This is a genomic window from Streptomyces carpinensis (assembly GCF_002154505.1).
Taxonomy (GTDB): Bacteria; Actinomycetota; Actinomycetes; order Streptomycetales; family Streptomycetaceae; genus Streptomyces; species Streptomyces carpinensis.
In genome coordinates this window covers 1-12,899 of record NZ_MUBM01000072.1, presented here as the reverse complement: position 1 = coordinate 12,899, position 12,899 = coordinate 1, and the positions used below count along the sequence as shown (strand labels likewise).

The window sequence follows — 12,899 nt, the reverse complement described above, 5'->3', positions numbered from 1 at the left end:
TGTGGAGTGGTGGCGGTCGCGGGACGGCCCCAGTCGCGCCAGCTTGGGTGCTGTCCCCGTCCCGCGACCGCCGCTCGCGGGTCGGATCAGCTCTTGACGTCGCGCAACATGAAGCCGCGTCGGCCGGGACGGCGGTTGGGCACCATGCCGAGCTGGGCCAGGGTCTCGTCGGCGTCCGAGTACCATTCGCCGATCTTGTAGATCTTCTTCGCCTCCTGCCCGGTGGCGATCTCACGGCCGAGCGCGCCTGCGATCTGTACCATCTGCTCGACCTGCTGCACCGAGGACATCCGCTCGCCTTTGCGCCGCCACAGGTTGTCCTCGTTGCCCACCCGGACGTGCGCGCCCAGGGCGATGCCGATCGCATTCATCGGCGCCACCGCGCGCATGGAGGCCTCGATGGTGAGCACGGCGCCGTCCGGGACACGGCGGACGAACTCGATCAGGTCAGCCGGGTGCCGGCCGGCGAACCCGCCGCCGATGGCGACGTAGTTGAGCACCAGCGGACCGCTGTAGACGCCCTTGCGGATCAGCCGCTCCACGGTCTCCAGCTGCGCTGTGTTGGCGAGTTGGAAGTGCGGCTGGATGTCGTTGGCGCGAAGCCGCTTGAGGTGCTCCAGGTAGAAGTCCGGCCCGGCCTCGACGACCATGTCCCGGTAGGCCTTGTAGTACGCCGGCTTGGCGATGGACGTGCCCTCGATGTCCTCGTCGTCGAAGAGCTCGACGATGTTCATCTGGTTGGTGTTGATCGCGATCGTCACCTGGTCCGGCCGAGGAGAGATCTCGGCGACCATGTGGCGGGTGTCGTAGCTGAGCCACTTGGCGTCGGCGCCCTCGTCCTCGGGGGCGAAGGAGATCGACCCGCCGATCTGCAGGACCATGTCCGGCACGGCCTCGCGCAGTCGGCCCATCAGCTCGTTGAACATGGACATGCGCTTGGAGCCGTGGCCGTCCAGTTCGCGCACATGGATGTGGAGAACCGTGGCGCCGGCGTTGTAGCAGTCGACCGCCGCCTGTACGTGCTCGTCCATGGTGAGCGGGAGGTCGTCGGCATCACCGGGCAGCCACTCCGGCCCGTAGGGCGCGGCCTGGATGACCAGCTTCTCCTGGTTCTCCGGGTACAGGGAGTCGTCGAAGAAGTGCACGGTCCATCTCCTTTGATGATGGGTCTTCACTCGCTGCGCACATCGCTGCCTGCGGTGCGGGACCTGAGGGCTTGGCGAGGATGGGAGTGAGACTGCAGACGGGACTCCGGGGCACGAGGGCAGCTCCCGGACGTGATCAACGGGTCCTGGGAGATCTGCGGCTGCGGGCAGGGTCCCTGCTCGTGTTCGTGGGGCCGGCGGTCTCCCTTGCGGTAAGGCAAAGTTAGGGCGGAGTTACGCCAGGCGCTTTACTTGAGGTGACATCCGACTTATCAGTTGGGGACCGGCTCTCCGCGACTGGTGTCGCCCCGGCCCTGACGCGTCAGCCCCCAGGGACGTCGCGGCGTCAGATGGTTGCTTCTCCTCATTCCGCCGGGAAGCGCTGCTGCTCGGCCCTCCTGAGGCGCCACTGCCTGGGGCTGCAACCGAACCGCTCACCGAACCAGCGCGAGAAGGCGCTCGGTGCGGAGAAGCCCAGCAGCCCGGAGATCTCCGTCAACGAGCGGCGGGGATTGGCGACAAGCTGCTCCGCGATCTGGGTACGCGTCGCGTTGAGCAGGGAGGAGAACGTCTCACCCGAGGCTGCCAGATGCCGGTGGACGGTTCGTCGGTCGACTCCGAGGCTGCCTGCGACCTGCTCGATCGAACAGCGCCCGGTGGGCAGCAGGACTTCGATCAGGTCGCGCACGCGGTCCAGTTCGGTCGCGCCCCTCGAGAGGGCGATGGACTCGAAGTACTGCCGCGCGTATGTCCGCAGCAGCGGGTCGGACATGGGGTTGGGAGTGTTGAGATCGTCGGCGTAAAGAACGATCCCGTTGAAGTCCCGGTCGAATTCCACTACGGGGCCGAAGACGCGCCGGTGGGTTCCGGTGTCCGCCGGCGGGCTGTGGGTGAAACACACGGACACCGGCTGCCAGCGAGTACCGAGGAAATTGCGGAGGAGGTGATGGAAAGCACCCACAGCCAGCTCTATGGACTGGCGGGCCGTCATGGCCTCGCCCGGCTCGAGGCTCAGCTTGAGGGTGGCCAGGCCGTTGGCCTCGGAGAGCCGGCTGTGGAGCATCTCGTTGTACATGTACTCATGGCGGACAAGAAGCTCCAGTGCGCTGCGCACATCGGGCTCCTCGCGGATGACCAGGCTGATGGGGCCGAGGTTGGAGAAACGGCGGCGCTCGGCGAGGAGCAGACCGAAGTCCTCGTGGCGTGAGGCCGCCGCCGAGAGCTCGAGCAGCTGGGCCACGGCCACGCCGGATATCCACCTGTCCTGGACCGTGAGGCCGACGGGGTCCAGACCCACGCGCATCATCAGGGACCGCGGGTCGATGCCGAGAGACTTGCTGACCTCGACGTAGCTGCTCAGCGCGGCATTGCGGACAAGGGGCTTCATGGGCGCACTCCAGGCTCTGTCCCCAATTGATAAGTCGGGTGTCACGCCAGGTCAAGCGTCGACCGCGCTCGTGACCTAGCGTTGCACCACTGCTACGGAGCTCACCGCCTGGATTCGGGCGTCCGGGCCGATCGGACAACCGACGGAGAACACCATGGCAAACAGTCCAATCGTTGACCAGTCCTGGAAAAGCGGTGTCGAAATCCCCTGCGGATCAATGGCCTCACGAGCAATGCATGCGCCGAATACATGGGGTTTTCCGCGGCAAAAGGAGAGGAGTCGTTCGCGTCATTTCCGATACCAGCCGGCGCAGGACTGAACCTGACCTCGGCTGGGCGGGCGCACGACCTTGGGGAGATCACTATGACGAGCTTGACCAACGTTCTACGCCGATCCTGCACCGGGCCGGCTGTGTGGAAGGGGCCGGACCTGGCGGACTCCGACGAGTGGGTCCTCCGTCTCTCACCGGCGCAGATCGACGAACTGGAGGCCGCCCTGCGCGCGGTGCGCGAGCGGGGTGTTCCTCTCCTGAAGGTGAGCGCCGGTGACTTTCCACTGCGCACCCTCGCCGCCGAGATGGAGCGCATCGCCGACGTGCTGGAGAACGGACGCGGCTTCGCGCTCGTCAAACGGATTCCGGTCGAGCGGTACGGCCAAGCGGGAACAAGCACCCTGTTCTGGGGGCTCGGCCAGCACCTGGGTGTCCCGGTGTCGCAGAACGCCGCGGGCCACATGCTCGGGCACGCCCGGGACACCGGACGGACCATGTCCGATTCCACAACCCGTGGATATCAAACGCGAGAGAGACTTCCGTTCCACACCGACGGATCCGATGCCCTGGGGCTGTTGTGCCTGCGAACAGCCCGCCGCGGCGCACGGACCTCCGTGGTCAGCTCGGCGGCGGTCTACAACGCGGTCCTGGCCCGGCGGCCGGACCTGGTCGAGCGCCTGTACCGGTCCCACTTCCTCGACCGCCGGGAGGAGCAGACGCCCGAAGAACGTCCGTACTCGACGGTTCCCCTCGCGTGCTGGCAGGCAGGCAAGCTCAGCATGCGTTACAACCGCACTTACCTCGAGTCCGCTCAGCGATTTCCAGACGTGCCCCGTCTTGCCCCGGCGGACGTGGAACTGTTCGACCTCATCGACGAACTGGCAGAGTCCCCAGCGCTCCGACTTGACGTCGACTTCGAAGCCGGAGACCTGCTGCTGCTCAGCAACCACGCGATCCTGCATTCCCGCACGGGATACGAGGACTTCGACGAGCCCGACCTCAAGCGCCACGTACTACGGCTGTGGCTGACCCTGCGGCAGGGACGTGAACTGCCACCGCACTTCTGGGGAGACATGCACAGCTCGGGCAGCGGCCCCGGCCACGGCGGGATCAGCCCCCGCGACGTGATCGTGGCCCACGACTCCCCGGGGCGCACCGTCCCAGTCCTCCGTCGGTGTCCGCCAACAGCGCAGACCAAGGGGAAGAAGCCCGCATGAACAACCTCGCCACGCTCCTGGCAGAATCCGCCTGGTCCGAGGGCAACCGAGTCGCCATCCGCCAGGACGACGTCGTCCTCACCTATGCCGAACTGAACAACATCAGTTCCCGCGTAGCCGCGCTGTTGCGGACCAAGGGAGTGCGGGCAGGCGACCGCGTCGCGTTGGTCATGCCCAACGTCGCTCACTTTCCGGTCGCGTACTACGGAATCCTCCGGGCCGGCGCGGTCGTAGTGCCGATGAACCCACTGCTGAAGGCGCGTGAAATCGAGCACGCCCTCCGGGATTCCGGAGCCCGGATCGTCCTTGCGTCCCCGCTGTGCGAGGACGAAGTCGCCACAGCGTCGGCAGAAGTCGGGGCCGAATGCGTGGTCACGGACCCGACGGCCTTCGACGCCCTGATGCGGACCACCGAACCGATGCCGGGGATCATCGACCGGGCGGACAACGACACCGCCGTGATCCTCTACACCTCGGGCACGACGGGCACCCCCAAGGGCGCCGAGCTGACTCACCGCAACCTGATGACCAACGCGGCCACCGCCGCCAAGACCCTGCTCCATGTCGGGCCGAACGACGTGCTGTTCGGCGGCCTGCCGCTGTTCCACGCCTTCGGGCAGACCTGCGCTCTGAACACCGCCGTCGCCGCGGGCGCCACGTTGACCTTGCTGCCACGGTTCGATCCGGTCAAGGCACTGAAGATCATGCACCGGGACGGGGTCACCGTCTTCCTGGGGGTTCCCACGATGTACACGGCCCTGCTTCACGCCGGTATCCGCGACGGTGACGACCTCTCCCGGCTTCATCTGGCCGTGTCCGGTGGAGCGTCCCTGCCGGTCGAGGTACTGCACGCCTTCGAACGCGAATTCGGCGTCACTGTGCTCGAGGGATACGGGCTCTCGGAGACTTCGCCGGTCGCCGCCTTCAATCCCCCGGACAGGCCGCGCAAGGCCGGCTCGATCGGCCTGGCCGTCCGCGGAGTCGAACTGAAACTCGTCACGGACGATGGCACGCCCGTGGGCCCTGGCGGCGTCGGTGAGCTCGCGATCCGCGGCGAGAACGTCATGAAGGGCTACTGGAACCGGCCGCGTGCGACCGCGGAAGCCATCCGCGACGGATGGTTCCACAGCGGCGATCTCGCCCGTGTCGACGAAGACGGCTACTACTTCATCGTCGACCGGAAGAAGGACCTCATCATCCGCGGCGGATACAACGTCTACCCGCGCGAGATCGAGGAGGTGCTCTACGAACACCCCGCCGTGGCCGAAGCCGCAGTTGTCGGCGTGCCGCACGAGATCCATGGGGAGGAGGTCGCAGCCGTGGTCACCCTCCGACCCGGTGCGCGGACCACGCCCGACCAGGTGCGTGACTACGTCAAACAGCGGGTGGCCGCCTACAAGTACCCAAGGATCGTCACCTTCGCCGACGCACTGCCCAAAGGGGCGACGGGCAAGATCCTCAAGCGTGAGATCGTCGTCACGCCCCAGACCTCCGGGAACCGGACTCGAACGTCACCGTGATGTGGTTGCGAGCCGGCGCAGGTCAGCGTAGCGGCGTCCGCCGATCACAAACGCTGTTCCCGGTGTGGATCGCGACGAGCTCGGGGCTGGAGGACACCCTGACTAGCTGTCATGTTCCAACTCCGGAGGAGGCCGTCGGGCACGATGCCGAGGCCGGACAGCGGGATAGGGTTCGGGTGACACGAATCCGCTCGGTCCACGCGAGCTGCGGTAAGGACCGACCACCGCAGTTGCCCCGCGAGGAGGACCGGATGCTGCAGGCCCTGGGACTGGGGCCGACCGAGGAAGCCGTCTACACGGCACTGATGGCCCAGCCGACGGCCTCCGCGCATGACCTCGCCCGGAGCACCGGAATCGCGGCGGCCGAGACCGCCCGTGTCCTGGCGGACATGGAGACGCGAGGCTTGGTGTCGGTCGCCCCCCAGCCGGAGCATGAGGAATCGGGCCCGGTCGGGCAGCCGACCGGGTCCCAGTTCGTCCGCTACCGGCTCACACCGCCTTCGGTGGCCCTGGCCCCGTTCCTGGTCGAACAGCGCAATGCTCTGCACCAGGCCGAGAGCGCGTTCTCCGTGCTCATCGAGCAGTACCGCAATACCGCCGTACAGTCCGCGGCCGGTGTCGTGGAGGTGGTGGTCGGTGTGGAGCAAGTCGCCCACCGGTTCCATCAACTGCAGCGCGGAGCCCAGCGGGAGCTGCTCCTCTTCCTCGTCGGCGCGCCCGTCGCGGTGCCGCGCGAGGACACCGACGTATCGGAGGGTTTCGCTCTGGATCGCGGAGTCGACTTCCGGGTCGTGGCGGCCAGGGACTACCTCGACGGTCCCGACCTAGCAAGGGACGTGCGCGCGGCCATCACGGCAGGCCTCGAGATTCGCCTGGTCGACTCGCTGCCACTGAAAATGGTCGTCTCGGACCGGGAGCGCGCCATGGTACCGCTGGACACGGCCGACTCCGGCGGCGAGCCGAGCGCGATCGTGGTGCACCGCAGCGGCCTGCTGACGGCTCTGGTCCATCTCTTCGAGAAGGAATGGGCCCAGGCCCGGCCGCTGCACACGACCACCACGGGTGTGCGCGCGGAGCCGACGGTTGATCAGCACCCGACCCAGGGGGAACTCGAAGTCCTCGCCTTGCTGCTGGCAGGATTCTCCGACCGGCGGGCCGCCTCCCAACTCGGCCTCTCGATACGGACCGTGGAGAGAAGGACACGCCGTCTGATGGACCTTGCCGGCGCGGATTCGCGTCTGCAACTCGGGTGGCACGCCGCACGTGCGGGCTGGCTTTGACCACGTCTGTCTGAGGCCCGCGAGGAGTCTGCCTCTGTCGGTGGCGCCCTGCGAGGGTCGCCGCCAGCTCACGCGGGACTCACACAGAGCCTCCGGGAGGCGGAGCGCGGAGCCTACGTCCGGGACGTACTTGCCGGCCGGGGTAGCGAAGATGCGCCCGCGTCTTTCTCAAGCAAGATCACTGGGCGAACGTCGTGTCGGCCGGGCCTACCTCGACCGGCCAATTCCCGACCGTCACCGTGCGGGCGAGTCAAGCAATGTGACCTGCTGACGGAAACCCGTCATGCGGGAAACCCGCCGCGCCCGACGTCCCCACGTGATCCGCAGGTCTGCCAGGCTGCAGCCCAAGCACGGCACGTTCACTGCGGCAACTAGGAGTTTCATGCGCCTCATAACCCGTATGGCCTTGGGCGCGGCGACCGCCACCGTCCTGGCCGTCACCGCCGTCGCGCCTTCCGGGGCGGCGGACACGCCACCTGACGGAACTCCGGGGACGAGACCCGTCGTCGGCAGCGCAACCGCGGCAACAGGCGGCAAGCAGGTGACGGTCACCCTCGTCACCGGCGACAAGGTACTGGTGACCACGGACACCTCGGGCCGCAGTTCGGCGGCCGTGCTGCCCCGCGAGGACGGCACACAGCCGATGGCCCAGACCTATCAGTTGGGCAAGGACCTCTACGTCTACCCGGAGAACGCCTCCCAGGCGGTCGCCGAGGGCAGGGTCGACGAGCAGTTGTTCAACGTCACTGGGCTCATCCGCCAGGGATACGACGACACACACACCTACACGCTGCCGCTCATCGCCACCTACCGGAACAGCGTGAACGTCGCCGACAGGGCGCCGGCGGCTCCTCGCGGGGCCGAGCCGAGCCTGAACCTCCCAGCTGTCAACGGCGTCGCCTTCAGGGCGAGCAAGGAAACGGCCGCCACCTTCTGGCAGGACATCACCAACACCCGCTCACGTACCGGTTCCACGGTGAACAAGCTGTGGCTGGACGGCAAGGTCGAGGCCACACTGGACCGGTCCACCGCGCAGGTGCACGCGCCGGAGGCCTGGACGGCCGGCTACGACGGCAAGGGCACCAAGGTCGCCGTACTGGACACAGGGGTGGACGCCGAGCACCCCGACCTGGTGGGCCGGGTCGCCGAGTCCAGGAACTTCACGGACTCAAAGACGACCGACGACCGGGTGGGCCACGGCACCCACACCGCCTCCACGGTCGGCGGGTCCGGAGCGGCCAGTGACGGCCGCAAGAAGGGGGTCGCCCCCGGTTCCTCCCTGCTCATCGGCAAGGTTCTCAACGACCAAGGCTACGGCCTGGACTCCTGGATCATCGCGGGTATGCAGTGGGCCGTCGACCAGCAGGCCGACGTGGTCTCCATGAGCCTGGGCAACCCCACGATCGGCGACTGCAGCGACCCGATGGCCCAGGCCACGAAGCAGCTGTCGCAGAACACCCACACGTTGTTCGTCGTCGCCGCCGGCAACGCCGGCCCGAACACCGAGACCGTCTCCTCGCCCGGCTGCGTGCCCGGCGTGCTGACCGTCGGTGCCGTCGACCGCGACGACACCACCGCTGGATTCTCCAGCCGCGGTCCCGTGGCCGTCACCCACACCCTCAAGCCGGAGATCGCCGCTCCCGGCGTCGACATCTCGGCGGCCAACGCAGGCGGCCGCGGCATCTACGCCTACCGGACGATGTCCGGCACCTCCATGGCAACCCCACATGTCGCGGGCGCCGCGGCCGTCGTCCGCCAGGCCCACCCGGACTGGACCGCACAGCAGATCAAGGTCGCCCTGGTCTCCTCAGCTCGCACCGGCGGCAAGGTCGCCGACGCCGACCAGACCGGTGGTGGGGTCCTCGATGTGTTCGGTGCGGTGAACCAGAAGGTGCTCTCCGCGCCCGCCGTCCAGGCCGGCAGCTACAACTGGCCGCAGGATGCCTCGGACCGCGCCACCGTGCAGGTGCCCTTCACCAACACCAGCGGCAACGACCTCACCCTGAGCCTGGAGGTCAGCGGCGTACACGGCAACGACGGCAGCGATGTGGACTCCGGCATCGTCAAGCTGGAGGAGGGCAAGGTGAGGATCCCCGCAGGGGCCACCGCTCAGGTGCCGCTGCGGATCGATCCCACCGTTCCTCTGAAGGACGCCCAGTACGGTGCGGTCACCGGTCGGATCCTGGCCACCGGCAGCGATGTGCACGTCTCCGTGCCCGTCACGCTCTACGTCCAGCCGAAGACGGTCACCCTCCGGGTCGAGGCCGTCGACCGCAACGGCAAGCCCGCGACCGGCACGTCCTCCCTGGACCTCGTCAGCCTCGACACCAACAAGGGCGAGCGCCGCAGCAACTCGGGTGCCACCGACCAGACGTACCGCGTGCGCCCGGGCGACTATTCCCTCAGCAGCTTCGTGGCGACGTACGACGCGAACAACGCAGCCGAATCGGTCAGCTACCTCGCGCGCCCGCAGCTTCGGATCACCCGTGACACGACCGTCGTCCTCGACGCCCGCAAGGCCCACCGGCTGAGCCTGCGCACCGACCGCCCCTCGACGGTGGGCAACACCACGTTCAGCTACGCCCGCACGTGGGACGACACGTGGCAGATCACCGGATCGCTCACGGCCGCCAACACCGTCCAGAAGTTCTACGCGGACGTCGACGGACGTGCCAAGAACGGCACCTTCGAGTTCCGGCCCACCTGGCGGGCGACCGGCTCCGAGAACGGCTCGTCCTACGTCTACAACCTGTCGTTCCCGACCCAGGGTCCGCTGCAGTCCGACCAGGTCTACAAGCCCAAGGACTCGGAGCTGGCCCAGGTCACCGAGACGTGGAAGGCCATGGGCAAGGAGGGCGACTACATCGACGCGATGTTCATCCGCCCCTCCTGGAGCGGCAGCGCCTACGTCCCCGTGAGCCCGTTCGGCACGGTCCATGTGCCCGGTACCCGCACCGCCTACTACACGACCGGCGACGACGTCTGGTACCACGGCGCGATGACCAGCTTCCCGTTCGCCGCGTTCATGAGCGACCACGAGCGCACCTACCAGGCTGGACAGCGCGGCGCCGAGGAGTGGTACGGCGGCCCCCTGCGGCCGGCCGCGCCACGCGACGCCGACGGCAACCTGATGCTGGCCGCCGAGCGGCAGGGCGACCTGATCGGCATCCAGACCGCACTCTGGCTCGACGGTTCCGGCGACCACTGGTCCTCCGGCGGGTCGTTCGGCGACCTCGGCAACCTGGTGCTGAAGCGCAACGGTGAGCAGATCGCCACCAGCGCCTGGCCGGACGGCGTGTTCAGGGTGCCGGACGAGGACTCCGCGTACGAGCTCACCCAGAACCTGGAGAAGATCCCGACCTCGGACCGGAACTGGCTGCGCTCCACCGCCGTCACCACCACCTGGAGCTTCCGCTCCCACCGGGAGCCGGACGTCTACTCGCGCGGCCTGCCGATCCTCTTCCCGGCGTACGACATGCCGGTGGACGGCCTGAACACCCTGCCCGCGCAGAGCGGCATCAGGGTCGGCCTGTCGGTCGAGGGCCACGCGGGGTACACCCCGGCCGCGATCAAGGCGGCCTCGCTGTCCTACTCCTACGACGGCGGCACCACCTGGACCCAGGCGCCGACCGAGCAGCAGGACGGCAAGTGGACGGCCGTCCTCGACCACACCGGCGGGTCCGGCAAGGAGGTCACGATGAAGGCCACCTTCACCGACGCCAACGGCAACGCGGTCACCCAGACCATCAAGCGCGCCTACGACGTGCGGTAGCCAGACCGTACGGTCGGGCGGACTTCCGTAACAGGCAGCCCGCCCGGCCAGTCGCCCGACCGCGATGAGCCTGCGCTGCCACGCGAGCAGGGTCGCGGGCATGACCGGGAGCGCGCGTGCCCAACGGCGTCGTGGGAACAGCGCGGACAGCGTTGCCATGGTCCGATGGCTTCCTCCGGACCAGCCCGGCCATCTGGAGCAGCGGGAGCCACCGAAGGAGTGCACGGGCCGTGCAGCCTGCATGCAGCGCTGGTCACGGCGCAGGGACTGTGTCCGGCAGGGCGCGGCTCGCCGACGGCCGGGACTGCTTACCGTACGGGGAGTGCACCGTCTGCCCGGGAGGTCCCGTGCCCCGTAAGCATCCGAAGAGTTTCGCTCGTCCCTTCGAGGCCGTCGAACCACCTCGCGACACCGAAGTATTGATCGGTGTGGTGGCAATGACGGCCCTGGTGATGGTCCTCGGTGCCCTGTCCGAGTCCCCGGTGTGGCTTCTCGGGCTCCTTGTATTCCTGCCGGGAGCGGTGTCAGCGCTGGGCACCGTACGCCAGACGAAGTTCGTGTTTGCGTGGACCACACTTGTGGTCATCGTCACCATGCTGGTCCGGCACGGTGACGGGCGGCCGTGGCTCGACAGGATCCTCATGGTGCTGCTCACCCTCGCCCTGGGCGCGGCGTCCGTCTACACCTGCCACCGTCGGATCAGCCGCGAGCACGAGATGCTGCGACTGCGCTCCACCGCGACAGCGATGCAGCGCCAGATCCTGCGCCCTCTTCCCATGCTCACCGACGACGTCCTGGTGGACGGAGTGTACGAGCCCGTACAGGAGGACCGGCTCGTCGGCGGCGACATCTACGACGTCGTCGTCTCTCCGTGGGGAACCCGGGTTCTGATCGGCGATGTCCAGGGCAAGGGCCTGCCTGCGGTCGGCGCCGCGTTCGCCGTCATCGGCACCTTCCGTGCGACGGCCCACCGAGAACCCACCCTGACCGCCCTCGTCGATGCCCTCGATGCCTCTGTCGTACGGCACAACTCCTACGCCGCGCAGACCGGCGACGACGAACGGTTCGTCACAGCGCTCATCGTCAACGTCGACGGGCACGAAGAGGTGCAAGTCATCAACTGCGGACACATTCTCCCGCAGTTGGTGCACGATGCCACCGTCACTATGCCGGCGCTCGCAGCCGGCGTCCCCCTCGGTCTCGCTGAACTCGCCGCCGAACCCGCGACCGTCGACTGGTTCGCCTTCCCACCCGGCGCGACTCTGCTGCTGACCACAGACGGGCTCACCGAGACGCGCGCTGCCGACGGCACGTTCTACCCCCTCACCGAACGCCTCACCCAGCGTGCAACTCTCTCGCCCACCGACCTGCCGCGCGCCCTCTACGACGACTCGCGCGTGTTCGCCGGGGAGGGAGGCCAGCACGACGACGTGGCGGTCCTCTCCGTCCGACGGTCGCCGACCCGCTGAGCGCATCACGCGCACACCACGCAATCGACCGTTACACCCGCCACCTGAGGGCGTCTTCCCGCACGCCAGGGGCATCGCTGCACACTGACTTCGGCTCGTCTGAGGTTCCCCCGTTCTGCGGGAGTGAGGAGTCCTCCCACAGCCTTACGATCACGGGGTACTTCCCGCAGGGCGGAGCTACGCGAGGCAATCCGCTTCCTCACGCGTGCCACCGAGGACGCGATCACGGTTGCTGAGCTCCGCGAGGAGCGTCTTCCGACCGAGGTAGCCGATGGCAGACAACTCAAGCCGCGCGCAGACGGCGCCGGGCAGAAGGGCCCGCTCTCAAGAGGTCTTGGGCATCTCCACCACCTGGGACATACAACGAGGACCACGACCGTAAGGTCGAGGCCCTCGCTTCCGTATCGCTATGGCGAGTGTCCGAGGGGGGACTTGAACCCCCACGCCCGATAAAGGGCACTAGCACCTCAAGCTAGCGCGTCTGCCATTCCGCCACCCGGACCAGGTGTCTGCCGCCTGACCGGGACTCTTCCCCGCGGCGACAGACACAACAATACCAAGCTTTCGGAGTGGCTTTCACCTGCGTATCCGTGCCCCGGGCGGTGGAGGCGGAGGGGTGCGCGCCACCTCCCGTGACACGCCACACGCACGTCACCCCACGTGAGGAAGTGCTCACCCACCGGCACCGCGCCGCTCGCGGTGGCCCGCTACGGCATCAGCTGGTACTCCGGGAAGTTCCCCGGCAGCCGCTCCCCCGCCGCCCCCTGGGTCACCGCCCGTACCAGCAGCTCGCCGCCCACGAAGGCGCCGCGCCACGCCGCGCCGAAGCCGCCGAAGA

Annotated in this window: 7 protein-coding genes and 1 tRNA gene; 5 read left to right on the top strand and 3 right to left on the bottom strand. The window is 68.0% G+C overall.

Annotated features, from left to right (window positions below):
* Nucleotides 1-86: 86 nt before the first annotated feature.
* On the bottom strand, nt 87-1,145 hold the full coding sequence (locus BZY54_RS10200; protein WP_086724721.1) for a beta-keto acid cleavage family enzyme: 1,059 nt from the start codon (nt 1,143-1,145) through the stop codon (nt 87-89).
* 364 nt (nt 1,146-1,509) lie between these two features.
* Nucleotides 1,510-2,532 (bottom strand): AraC family transcriptional regulator, encoded by a 1,023-nt coding sequence (locus tag BZY54_RS10195; RefSeq protein ID WP_086724720.1) that lies wholly within the window; start codon nt 2,530-2,532, stop codon nt 1,510-1,512.
* Between the two features lie 363 nt (nt 2,533-2,895).
* On the opposite strand from BZY54_RS10195, the gene BZY54_RS10190 reads away from it, so the two are divergent.
* The 5 genes from BZY54_RS10190 to BZY54_RS10165 all read left to right on the top strand — a co-directional run bounded on the left by BZY54_RS10190 (nt 2,896) and on the right by BZY54_RS10165 (nt 12,061).
* Nucleotides 2,896-4,020, top strand: coding sequence for a TauD/TfdA family dioxygenase (locus BZY54_RS10190; protein WP_158103832.1), 1,125 nt, complete (start codon nt 2,896-2,898; stop codon nt 4,018-4,020).
* Nucleotides 4,017-5,540, top strand: a complete 1,524-nt coding sequence (locus BZY54_RS10185) for a long-chain-fatty-acid--CoA ligase (RefSeq protein WP_086724716.1) — start codon at nt 4,017-4,019, stop codon at nt 5,538-5,540. Before BZY54_RS10190 ends, BZY54_RS10185 begins: the two co-directional genes overlap by 4 nt.
* A 251-nt stretch (nt 5,541-5,791) precedes the next feature.
* Nucleotides 5,792-6,820: a helix-turn-helix domain-containing protein gene (locus tag BZY54_RS10180; RefSeq protein WP_086724713.1), complete on the top strand. Its 1,029-nt coding sequence runs from the start codon at nt 5,792-5,794 to the stop codon at nt 6,818-6,820.
* 382 nt (nt 6,821-7,202) lie between these two features.
* The gene (locus BZY54_RS10175) at nt 7,203-10,592 is read left to right on the top strand and encodes a S8 family peptidase (protein WP_086724711.1); all 3,390 of its coding nucleotides are present in this window, start codon (nt 7,203-7,205) and stop codon (nt 10,590-10,592) included.
* A gap of 437 nt (nt 10,593-11,029) precedes the next feature.
* Complete coding sequence (locus BZY54_RS10165) at nt 11,030-12,061, top strand: PP2C family protein-serine/threonine phosphatase (protein WP_086724709.1); 1,032 nt, start codon at nt 11,030-11,032, stop codon at nt 12,059-12,061.
* 417 nt (nt 12,062-12,478) lie between these two features.
* Here the strand turns inward: BZY54_RS10165 and BZY54_RS10160 are convergent.
* Nucleotides 12,479-12,563: transfer RNA gene (locus BZY54_RS10160), tRNA-Leu, on the bottom strand.
* Between the last annotated feature and the right edge of the window lie 336 nt (nt 12,564-12,899).